Consider the following 25,055-nt stretch of genomic DNA (forward strand, 5'->3'; position numbering starts at 1 on the left):
GTGGTGGTGTCGGGGGCGAGTGCGGCGGCGTTGCGGGCGCAGGCCGAGCGGTTGCGGGTGCGGGTGGAGTCGGACCCGTCGGTGCGTGTGGTGGACGTGGGTTTGTCGTCGGTGTGTTCGCGGGCGGTGCTGGAGCACCGGGGTGTGGTGGTCGCGGGTGACCGTGAGGGCTTGCTGGAGGGGTTGGCGGCGCTGGCGTCCGGCGAGGACGGTTCGTCGGTGGTGGCGGGTGCGGACCGGCGGGCCGATGGCCGGGTGGTGTTCGTGTTCCCGGGTCAGGGTGCCCAGTGGGCCGGGATGGCGGTCGAACTGCTGGACCGCGCACCGGTGTTCGCCGACCGGATGGCCGAGTGTGAACGGCTGCTGGACGGCCTGGTCGACTGGTCGCTGCGCGAGGTGCTGACCGACGAGGCGAGGCTGGAACGGGTCGACGTGGTGCAGCCCGCGCTCTGGGCGGTGATGGTGTCGCTGGCGGCGCTCTGGCGCTCGTACGGCGTCGAGCCGGCGGCGGTCGTGGGGCACTCGCAGGGCGAGATCGCCGCCGCCTGCGTGGCCGGCGCACTCACCCTGGAGGACGGCGCGCTGCTGTCCGTGCTGCGCAGCCGGGCCCTGACGGCGCTCGCGGGCCGGGGCGGGATGGTGTCGATCGCCGCCCCCGAGGCGCGGGTGCGGGAGTGGATCGCGCCGTTCGGCGAGCGGATCTCGGTGGCGGCCGTCAGCGGCCCCTCCGCCGTGGTCGTCTCCGGCGAACCGCAGGCCCTGGACGAGCTGCTCGCCGCGTGCGAGGCGGACGGCGTGCGGGCCCGCCGGGTGCCGGTGGACTACGCCTCCCACTCCGCCCAGGTGGAGGAGCTGCGCGAGGAGCTCCAGGAGTCGCTCGCCGGGGTGCGGCCGCGGGCCGCCGAGGTGGCCTTCCACTCGACCGTGACCGCGGGCCGCCTCGACGGCCCGGAGCTGGACACCGCCTACTGGTACCGCAACCTGCGGCAGCAGGTGCGGTTCGAGGAGACGGTCCGTGCCCTGGCCGAGGACGGGTACGGCGTGTTCCTGGAGGTCAGCCCGCACCCGCTGCTCACCATGGCGATCCAGGACACCGTGGACGCCGCCGCCCGCGACGCCGTGGTGGCGGACACGCTCCGCCGTGACGAGGACGCGACCCGGCGCTTCGCCCTCTCCGCAGCCGCGCTGCACGCCCAGGGCGTCGAGGTGGACTGGACGCGGGCGTTCGACGGCACCGACGCGCGGATCGTCGAACTGCCCACCTACGCCTTCCAGTCGAAGCCCTACTGGCTGCGCGCGCCCGAGCCGCTGCTCGGCGCCCCGCTCGAACTGGCCGACGGGGAGCGGACGGTGCTCACCGGCCGGCTGTCCCGGCGCACCCACCCCTGGCTCGCCGACCACCGGGTACTCGGCCGGATGGTGGTGCCGGGCACCGCCCTGCTGGAGATGGCGCTGCAGAGCGGCCACGCCGTGGACGAGCTCGTCCTGCAGATCCCCGTGGTGGTGCCGGAGCAGGGCGGGGTCGAGATCCAGCTGGTGGTGGACCCGGCGGACGGCGGCGGCCGGCCGCTGCGGCTGTACGCCCGCGGGCCGCAGGCCGACTGGCAGCTGCACGCCACCGGAACCCTCGTCGCGGCCGGTGAGCCGGACACCGCGATCGGCTCCGGGTCGTGGCCGCCGCCGGCCGCCGAGCGGGTCGACCTGGCCTCCTGGTACCCGGACCTGGCCGAGCAGGGCCTGGAGTACGGGCCCGGCTTCCGGGGCCTGCGGGCGCTGTGGCGCCACGACGGCGAGCTGTTCGCCGAGGCCTCGCTGCCGGAGGCGGTCCGCCCCGCGCTGCTGGACGCGGTCCTGCACGCCCTGGACCTGAAGACCGAGCCGGGCCTGCCGTTCTGCTGGCGCGGTGTGCGGTGGCTGGACCCCGACGCGGCCGAGGGGCTGTCGACCGTACGCGCCCGGCTCACCCCGCTGGACGACGGCTCGGTGGCGGTGCGGATCGCGGACGACACCGGCCGCGCCGTGCTGTCGGCCGACTCCCTGACGCTGCGTCCGTTCGACGCCGCACTCCTCGCCGGCCAGGGCGACGGCACCCTCCACGAGCTGGACTGGGTCCCGGCGCGGCCGGGTACCCCCCGGTCCGAAGACGCGGGCGCGACCCTGCTGCCCCGTCCGCCCGTCGAGGGTGCGCCGCCCGCCCGGGCCCTGGCAGCGGCCTCCGCGGTGCTCGCGGACCTGCAGGCCTGGCTCGCCGACGAGGACGCCGGCGACGGGCGCCTGGTGGTCGTGACCCAGCGGGCGGTAGGGACGGACGCCGAGGCAGATCCCGCCGAGGCTGCGGTGTGGGGGCTGGTGCGCTCGGCGCAGACGGAGCACCCGGGCCGGATCGTACTTGTGGACACCGACGACCCGCAGGGCGTGCCCGAGCTGCTCCCCTCGCTGCCGGTCGGCGACGCGCCGCAGTTCCTGGTCCGCGCCGGTGAGGTCCGGGTGCCCCGGCTGGTGCGGTCGAAGGAGGCCGGAACCCCCGCCTTCCCCACCGGCGGCACGGTGCTGATCACCGGCGCGTCGGGCACCCTCGGCACCCTGGTGGCGCGTCACCTGGTCGAGGCGTACGGCGTGCGCGACCTCCTGCTGGTCAGCCGCCGGGGCGCCCCCGAGCTCGCCGCCGAACTGACCGCGGCCGGTGCGCGCGCGACCTCGGCGGCCTGCGACGTCGGCGACCGCGCGGCGCTCGCCGAACTGCTCGCGGCGATCCCCACGGAACGGCCGCTGCGGGCGGTCGTCCACGCGGCCGGGACGCTGGACGACGGCGTGGTCGGCTCGCTGACGCCGCAGCGCCTGCGGTCGGTGCTGGCGGCCAAGGCCGACGGCGCCTGGCACCTGCACGAGCTGACCCGCGACCTCGACCTCGGGGCCTTCGTGCTGTTCTCCTCGGTCGCGGCCACGCTCGGCACCGCCGGGCAGGGCAACTACGCCGCGGCCAATGCGTTCCTCGACGGGCTGGCGAGGCTGCGCCGGGGCGCGGGCCTGCCCGCCCTGTCGCTGGGCTGGGGCCTGTGGGCCGAGCGCAGCGCCCTGACCGGCCGGCTCGACGGCGCCGACCTGGCCCGCCTCACCGACGCCGGGGTGCTTTCGCTGGAGACCGGGGACGCCCTGCGGCTGTTCGACGCAGCCCTCGGCGCCGACCGGGCCCACCTGCTCCCGCTCCGTACCGGCGGCACGCCGCCACGGCTGTTCCGCGAGGCGGCCCCGGCCCGGCGCGGCCGACCGGACGCGCCGCACGCCGGGCCCGCGTCCGCGGGTCCGTCCGCCGGTCTGTCCGCCGTGCCCGAGACCGAGCGCGAGCAGGTCGTCGTCCAGCTGGTGCTGCGCGAGAGCGCCTCGGTACTGGGGTACGGCTCGGCGGCCGAGGTCGATCCCGGCGCGGAGTTCCTCCGGCTCGGCTTCAACTCGCTGGCCGCGCTGGAGCTGCGCAACCGGCTCAGCGCCCGTACCGGCCTGCGGCTGCCCGCGACGATGGTCTTCGAGCACCGCACGCCGAAGGCGCTGGCCGCCTACCTGACCGGTCGGCTGTCCGCCGACAGTCCCGGGCCCGTGCCCGAGGCGGCGAGCGAGGCCGCGGCGCCGGCCGCCGCGCCGGAGCAGGCCGACGACCGGATCGCGATCGTCGGCGTGGCCGGCCGCTACCCGCTGGCCGGGACGGTCGGCGAGCTGTGGGAGAACCTGGCCGCGGGACGGCACTGCATCCGGGAGGTGCCCGCCGACCGCTGGGACGCCGACGCTCACTACGACCCGGAGGGCAAGCGCGGCGCCTACAGCAAGTGGGGCGGCTTCCTGGACGACGTCGACGCCTTCGACCCGCTGTTCTTCCACATCTCGCCGCTCGAGGCCGAGGCGATGGACCCGCAGGAGCGGCTGTTCCTGGAGACGGCGGCGGCCACCCTGGAGGACGCCGGCTACCCGGCGGCCCGACTCGCCGCCCAGGGTCCGGTCGGGGTGTTCGTCGGGGTGATGAACAGCGACTACGAGTGGCTGGCCGGCGAGGCGAACGCGTTCGGCGCGAGCACCGAGGCGCACTCCCGCCACTGGTCGGCCGCCAACCGGGTCTCGTACTCCTTCGACTTCACCGGGCCCAGCCTGGCGGTGGACACCGCCTGCTCGGCCTCGCTGACGGCAGTTCACCTGGCCTGCCAGAGCATCCGCGACGGCGAGTGCGCCGCCGCGATCGCGGGCGGTGTCAACCTGATCCTGCACCCGGAGCACCTGCACGGGCTGGCCCGGGCGGGGATGCTCTCGCACGGCGACCGGCTCAGGGCCTTCGGGGCGGACGCGGACGGCTTCGTGGACGGCGAGGGCGTCGGCGCGGTGCTGCTCAAACCGCTGGCGAAGGCGGTCGCCGACGGCGACCGGGTGCTCGCTGTCATCCGGGCCACGGCCGTCAACTCCGGGGGGAACAGCGGTGGTTACACCGTGCCCAACCCCGCCGCGCAGAGTGCCCTGGTCCGCACCGCGCTGGAGCGCGCCGGGGTGGCGCCGGACACCGTCGGCTACGTGGAGGCGCACGGCACCGGCACCATGCTCGGCGACCCGATCGAGATCGCCGGCCTGGTCGACGCGTTCGGCGGCCGGATCGACCCGGCGCAGCGCGCCCAGCGGCCCACGGTGGCGGTCGGCTCGGTGAAGACCAACATCGGCCACCTGGAGTCGGCCGCCGGGATCGCCGGCCTCACCAAGGTGCTGCTGCAGTTCCGCCACCGGACGCTGGTGCCCTCGCTGAACTCGGCGCGGACCAACCCGGAGATCGACTTCACCACCACGCCGTTCGAGGTGCCGCAGGCCGTACGGCCCTGGACCCGTCCGGAGCGCCCGAACGTGTCCGGCGGCCTTCCGCTGCGGGCCCTGGTGAGCTCGTTCGGGGCCGGCGGCGCCAACGCCTGTGTGATCATGGAGGAATACCCGATGGCCGACGAGCCGGAGCAGACCGAGGACGGGGCGCAGCAGCTCCTGGTGCTGTCCGCGAGGACCGAGGACCGGTTGCGTGCCTACGCCGGCGACCTGGCGGACCACCTGCGCCGGGGCACCCCGGCTCCGGCGGGCGCGGGCGCGGTGAGTGCGGACGCGGCCCTCCCGGACCCGTTGGCCGACGCCCGCAGCCGGTGCCTGCGGCTGGCCGCCGAGCTGGCCGGGGTGGCGCCGGACTCCCTCGACCTCACCACCGACCTGATCGACTGCGGCTTCGGCCTGGCCGAGCGAGCCCGCTACTTCGCCCTGCTGTCCGAGGAGTTGGGCACCAGGCTGCCCACGGCGGCGGTCACGGCGGAGACCATCGGCGCGGTCGCCCAGGCGGTGGCCGCCCTCGGGCACCGGACCGAAGCCGAGGAGCAGGGGGCACCCCGCCGCCACCCGCGGCTCGCCGACGTCGCCCACACGCTGCAGTCGGGCCGTACCGCGCACGAGTTCCGCCTCGCACTGCCCGCGGGCTCGGTCGCCGAGGCGGCCCGGCTGCTGGCCGCGTACGCGACGGGCGAGGCCGTCGACCGGATCGCCACCGGTACCGTGATCCGTACCCCGGCGCAGCCGCCGGCCGCCGAGGCCCAGGCCCTGGAGGCGGCGCTGACCGGCCGTGATTTGACGGCGGTGGCCGAGCACTGGGTGACGGGCGCGGAGGTCGACTGGTCGCGGATCACCCCCGCCACCGCTCGCCGCATCGAGCTGCCCGGCTACCCGTTCGCCCGCAAGCGCCACTGGATCCCGGTCCCGCCGGCCCGGCCCGAGCCCCCGCGCGCCGCCACCGCCGCGGTTGGCGCCCCCGGTCCGCAGGCCCCGTCCGGTACCGGCTCCGACGTCGCCGTCGTGCTGGCCGGCTTCGCGGACCTGGACGAGGCCTCCAAGTCCGGGGTTTTCGGCGCCTACCGGCGGATGGGCGTCTTCCTGGGCGCCGGCGAGCGCTACCGCAGTGAGGAACTGCGGGCCCGGCTGCGGATCAGGGACAAGTTCCGGCGGCTGCACGAGGCGCTGCTCGACCTGCTGGTCCAGGCCGGCTTCCTGGTCCGGGAGGGCGAGGAACTCGTCACCACCGCCGAGGTGGCCGACGACCGGACGGACCCGGCCGGCGGCACGGACCGCTGGGAGGCCGAGCTCGACCGGCTCGCGGACACCTACCCGGACATCGCGCCCACCGTCACCCTCAACCGCGAGTTCCTGCGGGTCTATCCGCAGCTCCTGCGCGGCGAACTGGTGGGGACGGAGGTGATGTTCCCCGGCACATCGATGCAGCTGGTGGAGAACCTCTACAAGGGCAACTCGCTCACCGATTTCTTCAACCTGCTGGTCGCGGACGAGGTCCGCGAGGCGCTGGCCGCCCGTCTGCCAGGGCTCGCCGACGGGGAGACCGTCCACGTGATGGAGCTGGGCGCCGGGACCGGCGCCACCAGCGAGCGGGTGCTGCCCGTGCTGGCCGGGCACCCGGACCGGGTCGGTTACACCTTCACGGACGTCTCGCCGCGCTTCCTGGAGCACGGTCGCGAGCGGTTCGCCGCTCGCTACCCGTTCGTCCGCTTCGACCTGCTCAACCTGGAACGCGGTTTGCCCGACCAGGGCTTCGCCGACGGCACGGCCGACATCGTGATCGCCACCAACGTGGTGCACGCGACAAGGAACCTGCGGGCCACCCTGCGCAAGGCCAGGGCGCTGCTCAGGCCCGGCGGTCTGCTGCTGCTCAACGAGCTCACCGCGATCCGGCCCTACCTGACCGTCACCGGCGGTGTGATGGAGGGCTGGTGGGCCTTCCAGGACGCCGAGCTGCGCGTCCCCGGCTCCCCGCTGGTCGCCCCCGAGGCCTGGCGCCGGCTGCTGGCCGAGGAGGGCTTCGCCCGGACCCGGATCCTCGGCGACGCAACGACGGAGCTGGGCCAGCACGTCCTGGTCGCGCAGAGCGACGGCCCGGCGGGCGACCGGCGTACGGCGGCGCCCGATGCTGCCACCGCCGCCGTGACGGCCGTGGGCCCGGCTCGGCCGGACGCGTCCGGCGCGGCCACCGAGCGGCTGCGGGAGCTGCTGGAGCGGGTCCTGAAGCTGGACGAGTGCATCGACCCCGACCGTCGGCTGGCCGACTACGGCTTCGACTCGCTGAGCGGGATGAAGATCGTGTCCGCCGTGGACGAGGCGTTCGGCGTTTCGGTGCCGCTGGAGGAGTTCTTCGAGAAACCGACGCTGCGCGAGCTGGCCGCGCACCTGGTGGAGGGCTGGCTGCCCAGCGCGCAGGCGCCCGCCGCCGAGCCCGCCCCCGTCCCCGCCGAGCCAACCCCCGTCAGCGTCGAGCCCACGCCCACGCCCGCCGAGCCGTCCGCGCCGCCCGTCCCCGCGGACGTGGCGCGGGTGCTGCGCCCCCGGTCCGACACCACGCTGAGCACCCATCCGGCCTCGCCGGGCCAGCGCGCGCTGTGGGTGATCGAGCAGATCGCCCCGGGGAACCACGCCTACAACCTCCCGCTCGCCTTCTGGCTCGACCCCGCCGTCGACGTGCCCGCCCTGCGCCTGGTCCTCCAGGACGCGCTGGACCGGCACGAGGAGCTGCGGGCCACGATTCGCACCGACGGCGGCGAACCGTACGTCCGGATCGCGGCCGAACCCGAACTGCCCTTCCAGCAGGTCTTCCTGACGGCGGTGGCCGACGACGCACTGCGGGAGCGGATCCACGCCGAGGCGCGGCGGCCGTTCGACCTGGCCCGGGGCCCGCTGCTGCGTGCCACCGTCTACACCCTCGGCGACGGCCGCCAGGCCCTGCTGCTGACGGTGCACCACCTGGTGCTCGACGGCCTGTCCATCCCGCTGCTGCTCCAGGAGGTGGAGCGCGGGCTGCGCGCCGTCGCCGAGGGCCGGCCGCTGCCGACCGAACGGCCCGCCCGGACCTTCGGCGACTTCACCGCCTGGCAGCGCGAACAGCTCGCCGGGCCGGAGGGGGAACGGCTGCGCGCGTACTGGGTCGAGCGGCTGCGCGAGCGGCGGACCGCGGTCGCGCTGCCGCTGGACCGCCCGCGTCCGGCGCTGCCCACCTTCCGCGGCGAGAGCGTGAGCGGGCGGATCCCGGCGGAGGTGTCGGAGCGGGCCCGGTCGCTGGCCGCCGCGGAGCGCACCTCGCTCTCCAGCGTCATGCTGGCCGCCTTCTTCGCCCTCCTGCACCGCTACGGCGGCCAGGACGACATCGCCGTCGGCACCCCGACGGCGGGCCGCCCGCCGAGCGGCTACGACGACGTGCTCGGCTACTTCATGAACATGGTCGTGCTGGCCGAGCGGGTCGACGCCCAGGAGGCCTTCCGCACCCTGGCACACCGGCTGCACCGGACGGTGCTGGGCGCCCTGGAGCACGGCAGCTACCCGCTGTTCACGCTCGCCGAGGAACTGCGGCGGCTGGACCCGTCGGCGTCGGCGGCGCCCTTCAACGTGGCCTACTACTTCCACAACTGGGCCCGCGACCTGACCGGGGCCGGAACGGTCCGGGGCCGGGTCGAGGGCGTGCACCAGGAGGGCGAGTTCGACCTGACCCTGGACCTGGTGGACGCGCCCGAGGGCTGCCGGTACACGCTCAAGTACAACCCGGACCTGTTCGACGCCCGGACGGTGGAACGGCTCGGGCAGCACTTCGCCGCGCTGCTGGCCCGCGCGGTCGGCGCCCCGGGGACGCCGGTCGGCGAACTGGAGCTGCGGACCGAGGCGGAGCGGGCCGAGGAGGAACGGGCCGCGTCCGCCGCGCGCGTCGACTACCCGGCCGACACGCTGGTCTGGGAGCTGGTCCGCGGACAGGCACAGTCGCGCCCGGACGCGGTGGCGGTGCGCTGCGCCGGAGTGGAACTGACGTACCGGCAGCTGTGGTCGCGGGTGACGGACCTGGCGGCCCGGCTGACCGCCGCCGGCGTGGGCCGGGGCCGTACGGTGGGCGTCCTGCTGCCGCGCGACGTCGACCTGCCGGTGGCGCTGCTGGCCGTGCAGGCCGCCGGCGGCACCTACGTGCCCTTCGACCCCGCCTACCCGGAGCAGCGGCTCGCCCACATGGCGCAGGACGCCGGGCTGCACCTGATGCTCACCCGCTCCGGCATCCCCAGCGGCTACGCGCCGGTGCCGCGCCTGCTGCTGGACGACGACGCCGCCGCGCCCGCCGCCCCCTCCCCGGGGCCCGCGGGACCGTCGGACGCCGCCTACGTGATCTACACCTCCGGCTCGACGGGCCTGCCCAAGGGCGTCCGGATCCCGCACCGGGCGCTGGTGAACCTGCTCTGGTCGATGGCCCGCGAGCCCGGGTTCGGACCGCAGGACACCCTGCTGGCCGTGACCACCGTCTGCTTCGACATCTCGGGGCTGGAGCTGTACCTGCCGCTGATCAGCGGCGGCACCGTGGAGATCGCGCCGAGCGAGACCGCCCGGGACGGCCTGCGGCTGCGCGAGCTGCTCGAGTCCGGCCGCGTCACGGTGATGCAGGCGACGCCCGCCACCTGGCGGATGCTGCTGGCCGCCGGTTGGCGGGGGAACGCCGGCCTCACCGTGCTGTGCGGCGGCGAGGCGCTCCCCGAGGACCTCGCGCAGGCACTGCTCGCCGGCAACCGCGAGGTCTGGAACCTGTACGGCCCGACCGAGACCACGATCTGGTCGGCCGCGGCCCGGCTCGCGCCGGGCGAGCGGGTGACCCTCGGCACCCCGATCGCCAACACCACCCTGCACGTGCTGGACGGCGCGCGCCGCCCGCTGCCCACCGGGGTGCCCGGCGAGCTGTACATCGGCGGGCACGGGGTGGCCGACGGCTACCTGAACCGCCCGGAGCTCACCGCCGAGCGCTTCCTGCCCGACCCCTTCGCGGGCGCCGACGCGAGCCTGTACCGCACCGGCGACCTGGCCCGCCGACTCGCCGACGGGCGGTACGAGTACCTGGGGCGGATCGACGAGCAGGTGAAGGTGCGCGGCTTCCGGATCGAGCCCGAGGAGATCGAGGCGGCCCTGCGGCGGCTGGACGGCGTGCGCGAGGCCGTCGTGGTGGCGCGCGGCCGCGACGGCGGCGACCGCTCCCTGCTGGCCTGCTACGTGTCGGCCGACGGGGCCGCCGAACCCACCCGGGAGCAGCTCGCGGACTGGCTTCCGGCCCACATGGTCCCGGACGCGCTGGTCCGGGTGACGGGCTTCCCGCACACCCTGAACGGGAAGGTGGACCGCACCACGCTGGCCTCGCTGCCGCTCGCCGAACTGCGCGCGCGCTTCGGCGCCGCGGGTGGGCACGGGTCCGGGGCTTCGGCGCGGGCCGGTGCCCCGGCGCGGCCCACGGACCGCACCGAGGCACTCGCCGCCGAACTGGCCGGCCTGATCGGCCCCCTGGCGGGGATCGCCCCCGAGGAGCTCGGCCCGCACGTCCCGTTCGGCGAGGCGGGCATGAACTCGGTGGGCTTCACCGCGCTCAGCGTGGAGCTGCGCTCCGCCTACGGCATCGAGGTCTATCCGACGGTGTTCTACAGCCGGGGCACCCTGGCCGCGCTCACCGCGTACCTGTGGGACAACCACGCCGCCGCACTGTCCGCACACTTCGGCACCGGCCCCCGGGAGTCCACCGCCGCGCCGCTGCTCCCGGCGGCGCAGGCGCCGGTCGGCCCGCCGCACGGCGAGGACGTCGCGATCATCGGGATGGCCGGGAGGCTGCCCGGCTCGGCCGACCTCGCGGAGTTCTGGGCCCACCTGCTCGCCGGGCACGACCTGGTCGGCGGGGCGCCCGCGGACCGCCGCGGGTTGCGTGACCGGACGGGCCCCGGCCCGCTCCTGGGCGGCTTCCTGACCGACGTGGACCGCTTCGACGCCGCCTTCTTCGGGATCTCCCCGCGCGAGGCCGAACTGATGGACCCCCAGCAGCGGTTGCTGCTGGAGGTGGTCTGGTCGGCCGTCGAGGACGCCGGCTACCGGCCCTCCGACCTGGCCGGGAAGCGCGTCGGGGTGTTCATCGGCGTCGCCAACTCCGACTACCTGGAGGCGCAGCGGGCCGAAGGCTGCCCGCCCCAAGGACACACCGGGACGGGCGCGGCGCTGACGATGATCCCCAACCGGGTCTCCTACCTGCTGGACCTGCGCGGCCCGAGCGTCGCGGTGGACACCGCCTGCTCGGGCTCGCTCACCGCCGTGCAGCAGGCCTGCGCCGCGCTGCGCGACGGCACCTGCGACCTGGCCATCGCCGGCGGGGTCAACCTGATCCTGACGCCGAGCGTGTACGAGGTGCTCGCCGAGAGCCGGATGCTCAGCCCGGAGGGCCGGTGCAGGACCTTCGACAGCCGGGCCGACGGCTACGTCCGCGGTGAGGGCGTCGGCGCGGTGCTGCTCAAGCCGGGCGGGCGGGCGCGGCAGGACGGCGACGCCGTGCACGCGGTGATCAAGGCGGCGGTCGCCGGGCACGGCGGCCGGACCACCTCGTTGACGGCACCGAGCCCGGACGCCCAGGCGGACCTGCTGGTCGATGCCTACCGCGCGGCCGGCGTCCCGACCGAGACCGTCGGCTACATCGAGGCGCACGGCACCGGCACCGCCCTGGGCGACCCGGTCGAGACCGCCGGCCTGAGCACCGCCTTCCGCCGGCTGCGCGCCGAGCGCGGGGCGCAGCCCGGGCCCGCCTGCGCGATCGGCTCGGTGAAGAGCAACATCGGCCACCTGGAGGCCGCGGCGGGCATCGCCGGACTGTTCAAGGCCGTGCTCGCGGTGCGCCACGGCGTCATCCCGGCCAGCCTGCACATCGAGGAACCGAACCCGTACCTGGAGCTGGACGGCGGCCCGTTCGAGCTGGCCGACACCGCCCGGCCCTGGCCGCGGCTCCGCGACGCCGGGGGAGGTGAGCTGCCGCGTCGAGCCGGGGTCAGCTCCTTCGGCTTCGGCGGGGCGAACGCGCACGTCGTGTTGGAGGAGTCGTACATGCCCGACGCAGGTGACGAGGACAGCGGCGAGCAGCTGTTCGTGCTGTCCGCCCGCACCCCCGAGGCGCTGCGCGGCGCCGCCGAGCGGCTCGCCGACCACCTGGCGGACCACCCGGTCCCGGCCGGCGACCTCGCGTACACCCTGCTGCTGGGCCGCGAGCCGATGGCGTACCGCCTGGCCGTGGTGGCGGACGGGGCCGCCGCACTGCGGGCCGAGCTGACCGCCCACCTCGACGGACGGCCCTCGCGGGTGCGCACGGGGCAGGCGGGGCGGACGGTCCCAGGGGCGGCCGCCGCGACGGGTGACCCGGACCGGCTCGCCGACGCGTGGGTGGCCGGCGCCGAGGTGGACTGGACGGCGCTGCACCGGGGCGCGCGGCGGCGCCGGGTACACCTGCCCGCCTACCGCTTCGGCGGATCCCGGCACTGGTTCCCCACGGGTACGGCGCCGCGGCAGGCCCCGGCCCCGCTGCACCCGACCCTGCTGGACACCGACCTCTCCACGGGCACCGAGCGGGTGTACGTCAAGACGCTCACCGGCGACGAGTTCTTCCTCCGCGACCACGTGGCCGGCGGTGAGATGCTGCTGGCCGGGGTGGCGTACCTGGAGATGGCCCGGCTGGCCGGGGAACTCGCCGAGGGCGGGCCGGTGCGCGGTGTCGACGGCCTGGTGTGGGCCACGCCGGTGCGGCTGCCCGCCGGAACCTCGCGCCGACTGCTCGTCCGGCTCACCGGCACCTCCTTCGAGGCCGTCACGGCCGGCGAGGACGGGGCCGCCCACGCCCGGGGCACCCTGCTGTTCGGCGAACCCGGGCCCCGGCCCGCGCCGGTCGACCTGGCGGCCGTGCGCGCCCGCTGCACCACCGTGAGCAGCGGCGAGAGCTGCTACCAGGCGTTCTCCCGGCTGGGCTTCGACTACGGTCCGAGCTTCCGAGCGGTCGAGGAGATCGCCGTGGGGGAGCGGGAGGCGCTCGCGCGGCTGCGGCTCCCCGAGCCGCGGCTCGCCGATCGGGACGCGTACGTGTTCCACCCCTCGCTGCTTGACGCGGCGCTCCAGACGGCGGGTCGACTCGCGCCCGGCGCACGGGACTCGGCGCCCTCGCCGGACTATCTGCCGTACTCCCTGGGCTCGGTGCGGCTGTACGGCGAGCTGCCGCAGCAGCCGTACGCCTACGCCGCGCCCAGCGCCCGCCCGGCGGCCGCGGGGACGCTCTGCTTCGACGTCCTGCTGCTGGACCCGTCCGGCGGCGTGGTCGCGGCGATCGAGTCCTTCACGCTGCGTGCGGTGGGCCCGCACGCCGGGGCGGACGAGGTGGTCGCGTTCGAACCGGTCTGGCAGGACGCCCCGGCGGCCGGGCGTCGGCCGGTCGGGACCGTCCTGGTCCTGGACGCCGGACAGGAAGGACCGGCCGTGGCCGCCGCACTGACCGGGGCGGGCCTGAGCGCCCGGGTCGTCGCACTGGACGCCGGGTTCGACCCGGCGGCGGCGATCCGGGCCGTCGGCCCCGGGCCGGTGCACGTCGTTCACCTGGGCGGCGCGGACGGTGCCCCCACCCGCGCGCTGGAGCACGGCTTCCACTCGGCCGTGGCTCTCCTGCAAGCCTGGCAGCGGGACCGGCGCGGTGCGCTGCGCTACCTGTACGTGTACCGCGACCCGGCGCACTCGCCGGCCCACCCGGCGATGGCCGCGCTGGCCCGCTCCGTGCGCCGGGAGCACCCGGCGATCGACATCGGCGTGCTGGCGGTGGCGGACGGCCCGCTGCCCGAGGCGGTGGTGGCCGAACTCGCCGAGGCCGGCGCGTCCGAGACCAGGGTGGGCGCGGCCGGCCGCAGCCACCGCGCCTGGCGGCGGGTCGGCCTGCCGGGTGCCGGCGCGCGCAGCGCCTTCCTGGGCGACGGGGCGCACGTGATCACCGGCGGCACCGGTGCGCTGGGCCTGCTGGTGGCCGAGCACATCACCGCCGCACGGCGCGCGGCGGGCGTCACCGCGGGCGGCATCGTGCTGGCCGCCCGGACCGCCCCCACACCGCAGGCGCTGGCCCGGATCAAGGCCATCGGCGCCCGGGTGGTCCGGGCCGACGTGGCCGAGCCGACCGACGTGCGGGCCCTGCTCGCCGAGGCCCGGCGCGCGCACGGCACGGTCAGCGGCGTGCTGCACGCGGCCGGCGTGCTGCGCGACGGCCTGCTGCACGGCAAGCAGCGGGCCGACGCGGAGGCGGTGCTGGCCGCGAAGGTGCACGGCACGGTGCTGCTGGACGAGGAGACCCGGCACGACCCGCTCGACTACTTCGTGGCCTTCTCCTCCGCCGCCGCCGCGCTCGGCAACGCCGGCCAGAGCGACTACGCGTTCGCCAATGCCTTCCTCGACCACTTCGCCGAGCAGCGGGAGACGCTGCGCCGCGCCGGGCAGCGGCACGGCCGCACCCTGGCGGCGGCCTGGCCGGTGTGGGCCGACGGCGGCATGCACGTCGACGCCGCCACGCAGGAGTACGCGGCCCGGGTGGCGGGCCTGCGCCCGCTGCGCAGCCGGGCGGCGCTGGAGGGGATGGAGCGGGCGCTGGCGGACGACCGGCCGAGGCTGCTGCTCGCCGCCGGGGATCCGGCCCGGATCCTGGCCGCCCTGGGCGGCGGCCCGAGCCCGGTGCCCGAGGCCCCGGCCGCTACGGCCACTGCGTCAGCTCCGGCAGTTGCGGCCGACCCGGCGGACGCGCGGGCGCGGGCGGAGCGGCTGGTGCTGCGGATCACGGCGGAGGAGCTGAAGCTCCCCGAGGCGGAGATCGTCGTCACCGACCCCTTCGACCACTACGGCGTGGACTCGCTGATCACGCTGAGCGTGACCCGGCGGCTGGAGGAGGTCGTCGGCCCGCTGTCGAAGACCCTGCTGTTCGAGTACGTGACGGTCCGTGAGCTGGCGGACCACCTGGCCGCCGAGCACCCGGAGGCGTTCACCGCGCCCGAGGCCCCGGCAGCCGAAGCCGAAGCCGAAGCCGAAGCCGAAGCCGACCGGTCCCGTCCCGTCCCGGACGGCGCCCCGTCCGCCTCGTCCGCCGCGCCGGCTCTCCCGGCCGGTGCCGACGACATCGCGATCATCGGCGTCGCGGGCCGCTACCCGCAGGCCGACGACGTCGAGGAGTTCTGGCGCAACCTGCGCGCCGGACGGGACAGCGTGGAGGAGGTCCCGGCCGACCGGTGGCGCCACGAGCGGTTCCACGACGAGCGGAAGTCGCTGATCGGCAAGACCTACGGCAAGTGGGGCGGCTTCGTGCGCGGCGCCGACCGCTTCGACCCGCTGTTCTTCCGGATGTCGCAGATCGAGGCGGAGCACACCGACCCGCAGGAACGCGTGTTCCTGGAGACGGTCTGGCACCTGCTGGAGGACGCGGGCTACACCCGCGAGGGGCTGCGCGGCTCCCGCACCGGCGTCTTCGTCGGCATGATGTACGGCCAGTACCAGCTGTACGGCGTCCAGGAAGCGCTGCGGGGCGAGGGCCTGCCCCCGCACTCGTCCTACGCCTCGGTGGCCAACCGGGTCTCGTACTTCTACGACTTCACCGGTCCCAGCGTCGCCGTGGACACCATGTGCTCCTCCGCGCTGGTCACCATTCACCAGGCGTGTCAGGCCATCCGGGCCGGCGACTGCGAGGTCGCCGTCGCCGGCGGCGTCAACATCACCAGCCACCCTGCCAAGTACCTCCAGCTGGCGTGGCGCGGCTTCCTCGCCGAGGACGGCCGGTGCCGTAGCTTCGGCGCCGGCGGCACCGGCTACGTCCCCGCGGAGGGCTCGGGCGCGGTCCTGCTGAAGCGGCTGGACGCGGCCCTCGCGGACGGCGACCGGATCCTCGCGGTGGTCAAGTCGTCGGCCGTGAACCACGGCGGCACGGGCCGCGGGTTCACCGTGCCCAACCCCCGGGTGCAGGGCGACCTGGTGCGCTCGGCGCTCGACCGGGCCGGCCTGCGCCCGGGCGACCTGGACTACGTCGAGGCGCACGGTACGGGCACCGAACTGGGCGACCCGGTGGAGATCACCGGGCTGCTGCGGGCCTTCGGGGACGACCTGCCCGAGCGGCTGCCGATCGGTTCGGTGAAGTCGAACATCGGGCACGCCGAGTCGGCGGCCGGCATCGCGTCGGTCACCAAGGTGCTGCTCCAGATGCGGCACGGCGAGCTGGCCCCCTCGCTGCACGCGCAGGAGCTCAACCCGAACATCGACTTCGCGGGGACGCCGTTCGTGGTCCAGCGCGAGCCGGAGCCGTGGCCGCGCCGGGTCGGCGCGGACGGCGCCGAGCGGCCCCGGACCGCGGGGGTCAGCGCGTTCGGCGCCGGCGGTACCAACGCGCACGTCATCCTCCAGGAGTACCTGGGAGCCGAGGCGCCGTCCGCTGCCGAGGCCGGTCCGCAGCTGGCCGTGCTCTCCGCCCGGGATGCGGACCGACTGGCCGAGCAGGCCCGGCGGCTGGCCGCGCGACTGCGCGCCGAGGCCGCCGGGGCGGCGCCGCGCGAGGTCGCCTGGACGCTGCAGTCGGGGCGCGAGGCGATGGCCCACCGGCTCGCGGTGGAGTTCGAGGACCTGGGCCAACTGGCCGACCGCCTGGAGGAGTTCGCCGCCGGCCGGCTGCCGTCCCGGAGCTGGACGGGCGTGGTCGATCCGCGCCGGCCGACCGAGGGCGGCGCCCTGACGGCCGATCCGGCCGCGCTCGCCGAGGCCTGGACCACGGGCCGGCGGGTGGACTGGTCCGTGCTGCACGGCGGGCGGCGGCCCGGCCGGGTGCCGCTGCCGGGCTACCCCTTCGACGGCGGCCGGGTCTGGCTCGCGGCCGCGGACGCCGAACTGGCCGCGCTCGACGCCGCTCCTGCCGGGGTCGCTTCTGCCCCGGCCGTTCCCACCGCGGCCGTACCGGTCGCCCCCGAGGCCGAGGAGCGGCTGCTCACCAGGCAGTGGGTCCCCGCCGGGACCGCCGCGCGGCTGCCCCTGCCCGGCCGCACGGCCGTCCTGGCCGTCCCCGGCACCGAGGCGCTGGCCGCCGCTCTGGCCGCCGCGCTGCCGGGCGCCGAGGTGCTCACCACCGCCGCGCTCGACGCCGACCTGGCGCTGGCCGACACCCACTGGGACCGCTTCGACGCCGTGCTGGACCTGGCGGGGTGCGCCGAGCAGGGGCTGCCGGTGGACCGGACCGCGCTCTACACCTGGTGGCGCTGGCTCCAGCGGCTGGTCGACCAGGGCCCGCGCGACCTGCGCGCGCTGCTGGTCTCCCGGGAGACACCGGCCGGTGTCGGCACAGGCGGCGGTGCGGAGCGGGCGGGTCTGTACCGGATGCTGCAGAGCGAGTACCGCCACGTGCGCTCGCGCCACGTCGGCCTGGGCACCTGCACGGACCAGCAGGCGGTCGCCTGGGCGCTCGACGAACTCGCCGCCGCCGGGCCGGAGGCCGAGGTGGCCTACCGGGACGGCGCCCGGCACCGGGCGCAGTTGCGCGAGGTGCCGGACGGCGCGTCGCGCCCGCCGCGCTTCGCGGACGGGCACGTGCTCTGGGTGACCGGCGGCACGCGCGGCCTCGGCCTGCTGACCGCCCGCCACTTCGTCGCCCGGTACGGGGTGCGCAAGCTGGTCCTCACCGGCCGGGAGGAGTTGCCGCCACAGGCCGAGTGGGCCACGCACGTCGGCGCGGACACCCGGCTGGGCCGCAAGCTGCGCCCGCTGGCCGAACTCGCCGCCCAGGGCGTGGAACTGGAGGTGCTCGCCGTCGACCTGGAGGACGAGGGGGCGCTGGCCAAGGCGCTGACCGAGGTCAGGCTGCGGCGCGGTCCGGTGGGCGGGGTGGTGCACGCCGCCGGGTTCGTGGACTCGGAGAACCCGGCCTTCGTCCGCAAGCCGGTGGGGGGTACGGCGCGGGTGATCGGCCCGAAGGTCTTCGGCCTCGACGCGTTGACACGCGCCTTCCGGGACGAGCCGCTGGCCTTCTTCGTCCTGTACTCGTCGGTCACCGCCGCGGTGCCCCGGCTGGCGGTCGGGCAGAGCGACTACGCGCTGGCCAACGCCTACCTGGACGCGGTGGCCGAGGAGCGCCGGTACGGGCTGCCGCTGGTCAGCGTGCAGTGGCCGAGCTGGCGCGACACCGGCATGGGGGAGGTGCGCAGCGAGGCCTACCGGGCCACCGGGCTCGTTGCACTGACGGACCGGCAGGGGCTCGCCCTGCTCGACCGCGCGCTCGCCGCCGGCGAGCGGGTAGTCCTGGCCGCCGCGGTGCGGCCGGACACCGACTGGAGTCCCGAGCGGCTGACGGACGGCGGCCCGCAGGCCGGCGCCGAGCCGGCCACGGGATCCGCCGTGCCGGAGGCCGCCCGCCGAGCGCCGGCGAGCGCCCCCGACCGGGCCGTGGCACCGTCCGGCGACCGTCAGGGTGCGCGTGAGGCGGTGGCCTCGTGGCTGCTGGACCGGCTCGCGGAGGAGCTGCGGTTCGACCGGGCCGTGCTGGCCGATGACGTGCCGATCCAGGACTTCGGCATCGACTCGATCCTGGTGGCCCAGCTGCTGCAGACCCTCGGCAAGCGGCTGGACGTGCCGTTGGACCCGTCCTCGCTGCTGGAGTACCCGACGGCCCGGGAGTTCGCGGACTACCTCGCTGCCGAGCACCCGGCGGAGCTCGCCGCCGCCTTCGGCACCCCGGCGCCCGAGGCCCCGGCCGCCCCGGTGGTCACGGTCGACGTCACCGCGCGTGTCACCGCACCGGCCGCCGCACCGGCCGCCGCACCGCACGGGCGGGCGGGCGAGGACATCGCGGTGGTCGGCCTGTCCTGCCGCTTCCCGGACTCGGGCTCCCCGGACGAGTACTGGCAACTGCTGCGGCAGGGCCGCAGCGCGCTGCGGCCCGTCCCGGAACGGCGCTTCGCCGGTCTGGGCGGCTTCCACGCAGGGCTGCTGCCCGAGGAACTGCGCTTCGACTCGGAGGCGTTCCTGCTCTCGGAGGCGGATGTCGCCGCCCTGGACCCGCAGGCCCTGCTGCTGCTCGAGGAGGTCGACCGGGCCGTGCACCATGCGGGCTACCGGCCCGCCGAGCTCAAGGGACGGCGGATCGGCGTGTACGTCGGCGGCCGGACCACCGGCACACCGGACGAGACGCTGGTCCAGCGGGCGCAGAACCCGGTGATGGTGACCGGCCAGAACTACCTGTCGGCCAACCTCTCCCAGTTCTTCGACTTCCGCGGCCCGAGCGTCGTGGTGGACACCGCCTGCTCCTCCGCGCTGGTGGCGATGGAGACGGCCGTGTACGCCCTGCGGGCGGGCGCCGTCGAGGCGGCCGTGGTGGCGGGGGTGAACCTGCTGGCCGACGGCCGGGCGTACCGGCTCTTCGCCCAGCGCGGACTCCTCAACCCCGGCCCCGAGTTCCACCTGTTCGACCGCCGGGCCGCCGGGCTCGTTCTCGGCGAAGGGGTCGGCGTCGTCGTCCTCAAACCGCTGGCGCAGGCGCAGGCCGACGGGGACCGGGTGCTCGCGGTGCTCCGGGGCATCGCGGTCAACAACGACGGACGCACCGCGGGCCCGGCCACCCCGAACCTCCAGGCGCAGAAGGAGGTGATGGCCGAGACGCTGGCCCGCAGCGGCCACACCCCTCGGGAGGTCGGCTGGGTGGAGGTCAACGGCTCCGGCTCCACCGTTACCGACCTGCTCGAACTCAAGGCCATCCAGGCGGTCTACGGCACCGATCCGGCGCACCCGGTGGCGCTCGGCTCGGTCAAGCCCAACATCGGCCACCCGCTGGGCGCGGAGGGCATCGCCGCGTTCATCAAGGTCGTCCTGATGCTGCAGTACGGGGAGCAGGTGCCGTTCGGCTCCGGACAGGAACCGCTCGAGCACTTCGACCTGGCGGCCTCGCCGCTGTACTTCCCCCGGGAGGTCGTGGCGTGGCCGCACCGCGCGCCACTGGCGGCGCTCAACTGCTTCGCCGACGGCGGGACCAACGCCCACGTCCTGCTCGCCCCGGCCCCCGAAGCCGCCCGCCCCACCCGCGAACCCCTGCCCGAACCCGCGCTGAACCGGAGGATCGTCATCCGAGGCACCACCGCATCCGACTCCGCCGCCGGCGGCCTGTTCTGGGACGGCTACCGATGAGTGGCCACCTGCCCACCGTGTTCCTGTTCTCCGGCCAGGGCTCCCAGTACTACGGGATGGGCCGAGAACTCTACGACGCCAACGAGGTCTTCCGCACCGAGCTGCGCCGCTACGACGCGGTGGTTGCCGAGGCGTCCGGGGTGTCGGTGCTGGCCCGGATCTTCGACGAGGAGAAGCCGAGGAACCACCCCCTCGTCGACACCGCGGTCTCCCACCCGGGCATCGTCATGATCGAGCTCGCGCTGGCCGCCGCCCTGCGCGCCGAGGGCATCGAGCCGGACCACGTCCTCGGCTACAGCCTGGGAGAGTACGCGGCGGCCGTCGTTGCCGGCGCGCTGGACCCGGTCGACTGCCTGCGGCTGCTGGTGCGCCAGGCCGGTGCACTGCGCGCGAGCGCGCCCGGTGGGATGATCGCCGTGCTCGCCGGAGCCGAGGTGCTGGAGCGGGTGCCCGAGCTGCGGGCCTGCGAGATCGCCGCGCGCAACCACCCGGAGTGCTTCGTGGTCACCGCCCCGCAGGCCGAACTGGACCGCGCGGAGGCCGCGTTGCGCGCGGCCGGGGTCCTGCACCTGCCGCTGCCGGTCGAGTACGCCTTCCACTCCCGGCTGATGGACCGGGCGTTGGAGGCGTGCCGGGCCGACTTCGAGGGCGTGGCGTTCGCGGTGCCGCGGATCCCGTGGGTGTCCTGCGTGACCGGCGAGCCGGTGGAACGGGTCGACGCGGACCACTTCGCGCAGGTGGCCCGGCGGCCGATCGAGTTCGAGCGGGCGATGGCCTGGCTGCGCGGGCGTGACGACTTCCTCTACCTCGACCTCGGGCCCTCGGGCACCCTGCACAACTTCGCCCGGATGCTGCTGCCCGAGGCGGGCCGGGCACAGTCGCTGCCGCTGCTCAGCCCCTTCGAGCAGGACACCGCCCTGTTCGAGCAGGTCCGCGTGCGCGCCGCCCGTACGACGCCACGCCGGGTGGAGGCAGCGGCACCGAGGGAGGGACAGGGCGTGCACGGCACCGCTCGTCCGAAGGTCTACGGCTTCCCCGGGCAGGGCTCGCAGCGTCGCGGCATGGGCCGGGAGCTGTTCGCACGGTTCCCGGCCCAGACGGCGATCGCGGACGAGGTGCTCGGCTACTCGATCGAGGAGCTGTGCGTACGCGATCCCGAACGCCGCCTGGGCCGCACCGAGTTCACCCAGCCCGCGCTCTACGTGGTGAGCGCCCTGGCCTACCTGGACCGCGCGGCACAGGACCCGGTGGCGCCGGACCACCTCGTCGGGCACAGCCTGGGCGAGTACGCCGCGCTGTTCGCGGCCGGGGTCTTCGACTTCGAGACCGGACTGCGGCTGGTGCACCGACGCGGCGAGCTGATGGCCGCTGCCTCCGGTGGCTCGATGGCGGCGGTGGTCGGCGTCGGCGAGCAGGACGTGGCCCGCACCCTCGCCGACCCCGCGTTCGAGGCGCTGGACCTCGCCAACCACAACGCCCCGGACCAGTTCGTGGTCTCCGGCCCGCAGCCGGAGCTCGACGCGGCCTGCGCCGCGTTCGAGGCGGCCGGCGCCCGCACGGTGCGCCTGACGGTCAGCGCGCCGCTGCACTCGCGCTACATGCGCCCGGTGGCCCAGGAGTTCGGGCGCTTCCTGGACGGCGTCACGCTGCGCCCCCCGACCGTCCCGGTGCTCGCCAACGTGGACGCCCTGCCGTACACGGCGTCGACCCTCAAGGAGCGGCTGACGGCGCAGATCGCCTCCCCGGTGCGCTGGACCGACACCGTGCGCGCCCTGATGCGCGAGGGCGACTTCGAGTTCGTGGAGCTGGGCCCCGGCCAGGTGCTCACCAAGCTCGTCACCCGCATCAGGGCCGCCACCGCCCCGGCCGTCACCTCCTCGCGACCGCAGGCCGCGGTGGTCCCCCCGCCCGCGCCGGCGGGCGAGGCCGCGTCCGTCTCCCCGGCCGCCGTCTCCCCGGCCGTCACCCCCGTGGCTGCCACCTCCCCGGGGGGTGCCGGGTCCGCCGTCACCGCTGAGGCCCTGGGGGCCCGGACGTTCCGCGAGCGCTACGGCCTGCGGCGCGCCTACGTGCTGGGGTCGATGTACGGTGGCGTCTCCGGCCCGGAGTTGGTCCGTGCCGCGACCAAGGCCGGCCTGCTCGCCTTCCTGGGGACCGGCGGGCTCGCCCTCGCCGAGGTGGAGCGGCGAGTGTGCGAACTCGACCTGGGCGGCGCCCACGGCGTCAACGTCCTGCACCACCCCGGCGCGCCGGAGCAGGAGGCCGCCCTGATCGACCTGCTGCTGCGCCACGGGGTGACGCTGGCGGAGGTGTCCGGCTTCCCGGGAGTGACCGAGCACCTCGTGCGCTTCCGGCTCAAGGGCGGGCGGATCCTGGCGAAGGTGTCGCGGACCGACGTGGCCGCGGCGTTCCTCGCGCCGCCGCCCGCGCCCCTGGTGGCACGGCTGCTGGCGGCGGGCGCGGTCACCGAGGCCGAGGCCGCGGCGGCCGCCTCCCGCCCGATGGCCGATGACCTGTGCGTGGCGGCGGACGGCGGCTGGCTGTGCACGGGCGCGGACCCGCTGACGCTGCTCCCGGCGGTGCTGCGGCTGCGGGACGCCATCGCGCCACCGGGCCCCCGGGTGCACGTCGGCTGCGCCGGCGGCATCGGCACACCGGAGGCGGCGGCCACGGCGTTCCTGCTGGGCGCGGACTTCGTGCTGACCGGGTCGGTGAACCAGTGCTCGGTCGAGGCGGCCACCAGCGACCGCGTCAAGGACCTCCTGCAACAGGCGGACGAGTACGACGTGGACACCGCGCCGTCGCCGTACCAGTTCGAACTCGGCGTGCGGGCACGCTTCCTGAAGCGCGGTCTGTTCTTCCCGGCGCGGGCGTCCGCGCTGCACGAGCTGTGGCGCCGCAACACCACGCCGGCCGACCTGGACGAGGCGACCAGGACCCGGATCCTGGAGCGCTACCTGGGCGGTGAGTACCGTCCCCCGACCGGTCCGCGGACGACTCCGGCACCGGGCACGGGGGCACGGTCGGAGGCGGCGCAGCCGCTGCGCCGCTACTTCGACCGCGGCCTGCGCCTGGCGCTGGCGGGCGACCCGGACCACACCGTGGATTACCTGGTCCACTGCGGGCCGGCGATGGGCGCGTTCAACCAGGCGGTCGCCGGCACCGAGCTGGAACCCTGGCGGGCGCGCACCGTCGAGGCCGTCGGCGAGGTCCTGATGGCGGGCGCGGCGGCCCACGTCACCGCCCGGATCCAGGCCCTGCAGGACATCCGACCGAACCAGGACAACCGACCACGCACGAAGGAGGACACCGGATCGTGAGCACCGCTTCGCAGGACCAACCCGTGATCTTCTACCCGTTCACCCGGGAGTTCCAGGACGACCCGTACCCGCACTACGCGGAGCTGCGCCGGCACGCGCCGGTGCACGAGCACCCGGGCGGCTTCTGGATGGTCTCGCGCTACGAGGACGTGGCCGCGCTGGTGCGCTCGGGGCTGTCCGTCGAGCAGAGCCGTGTCGCCCCGGGCCCGTTCCGCGACGCCTACGCGAAGGCTGGGGTGACGGACAAGCCGCGCCTGAAGGGGCTGGCCCTGCTGGACCGGGACCCGCCGGACCACACCCGGCTGCGCAAGCTGGTCACCCAGGCGTTCACGGTGCGCGCGGTCAACGGGCTGGAGCCGATGATCCACGGCCTGGTCACCGAGGCGCTCGACGGCGTCGCCGAGGCGGGCGGCGGGGACCTCGTGGAGTCGTTGGCGTTCCCGCTGCCGTTCACGGTCATCTCGCGCATGCTCGGGATCCCGCCGATCGACACCCGGCACATGCGGATGCTCACCACGCTGCTGATGCGCTCGGTCGAACTGACCCCGGACCGGGAGGTGATGAGGGTGATCGAGGCGGCCGACGCGGAGATCTTCGAGGTGGTGAGCGACGCAGTCTCCCGCAAGCGGCGCGAACCGGGCGACGACCTGCTCACCGCCCTCATCGCCGCCGAGGACGACGGCGACACGCTCACCCACGACGAGCTGGTCGCCCAGGTCACCATGCTCTACGTCGCGGGCTACGAGACCAGCGTCAACCTGATCTCGGCCGGCGCGCACGCCCTGCTGCGCCACCCGGACCAGCGGGAACTCCTGTACACCAGGCCCGAGTTGGTGTCGAACGCGGTGGAGGAGGTGCTGCGCCACGAGCCGCCGGTGCACTTCAGCCGCCGCGTCACCCTCCAGCCCTACCGGGTCGGCGGCCACGAGATCCCGGTCGGCTCGTTCATCCTCGCCAACCTGGCCGGCGCCAACCGCGACGAGGAGGTCTTCGGCCCCGACGCGGAGGAACTGAAGGTCGAACGCGAGGACGCCCGCCGCCATCTGTCCTTCGGCGGCGGCATGCATCACTGCCTGGGCGCGGCCCTGGCTCGGATCGAGGGCAGGGTCGCCCTCGGCGAACTCGTCCGCCGCTTCCCCACCATGGCCTTGGACGGCAAGGTCCAGTGGAACGGCCTGGTCAGCCTGCGTGGCGTGACCCACCTGCCGGTCGCCGTGTGACCGCGACGCGGGGCCGCGGCGTAGGAGCCCGGACTGTCACCCGGAACGCCTGCGTCGCGACCCCGCCCACGGCGCGTGCCGATTCGCGTCGACTCGACGCGGCACTTGGCGTGGTGCAGGAGACGGGGGCTGTGGAGGCTTACCGGGCCTTCAACAATGACCAGCGGATTCCACATTCGGGAGCCGCGTTCTTCACCAAAGTGCTCTACTTCGCCGGGGGTGACAGCACCAAAGGGCCGTACCAGCCGATCATCCTGGACCGCGTCGTCTCCAGAGCCCTGAAGGACCATGGCGCCGTCGCTCCCGACTGGCCCGACAACGGTTGGACAACTGATCAATACCGGCAGTACCTGGCGGGGGTGCACGCGTACGCGCACAGTCGCGGTGTTTTGCCTGATCAGATCGAGGCGGCCTTGTTCTCCAAGGGGAAGCAGCTGCCCTGATGGGTCTGTGGCCAGCCAGGCTGGTGAGCGGTCGG

General features: G+C 75.4%; 4 protein-coding genes. All 4 read left to right on the forward strand.

Annotated features, from left to right (window positions below; all coding sequences use genetic code 11):
* The first annotated feature begins 6 nt into the window (after positions 1-6).
* From ACIRYZ_RS25020 to ACIRYZ_RS25035, 4 genes are read left to right on the forward strand one after another with little or no spacing between them, the layout of a single operon-like run.
* The gene (locus ACIRYZ_RS25020; RefSeq protein WP_402947837.1) at positions 7-20,037 is read left to right on the forward strand and encodes an amino acid adenylation domain-containing protein; all 20,031 of its coding nucleotides are present in this window, start codon (positions 7-9) and stop codon (positions 20,035-20,037) included.
* Positions 20,034-23,357 carry an ACP S-malonyltransferase gene (gene fabD, locus ACIRYZ_RS25025; protein ID WP_402947840.1) on the forward strand — a complete coding sequence of 1,108 codons (3,324 nt, stop codon included), beginning with the start codon at positions 20,034-20,036 and terminating at the stop codon, positions 23,355-23,357. The genes ACIRYZ_RS25020 and fabD overlap by 4 nt, the downstream gene beginning before the upstream one ends.
* Positions 23,354-24,577: a cytochrome P450 gene (locus tag ACIRYZ_RS25030; protein ID WP_402947843.1), complete on the forward strand. Its 1,224-nt coding sequence runs from the start codon at positions 23,354-23,356 to the stop codon at positions 24,575-24,577. The genes fabD and ACIRYZ_RS25030 overlap by 4 nt, the downstream gene beginning before the upstream one ends.
* A complete protein-coding gene (locus ACIRYZ_RS25035) occupies positions 24,574-25,020 on the forward strand; it encodes a hypothetical protein (protein WP_402947846.1) in 447 nt (148 codons plus the stop codon). Before ACIRYZ_RS25030 ends, ACIRYZ_RS25035 begins: the two co-directional genes overlap by 4 nt.
* Positions 25,021-25,055: the final 35 nt, after the last annotated feature.

The sequence above is a fragment of the Kitasatospora sp. NPDC101155 genome (assembly GCF_044768305.1).
GTDB lineage: Bacteria > Actinomycetota > Actinomycetes > Streptomycetales > Streptomycetaceae > Kitasatospora.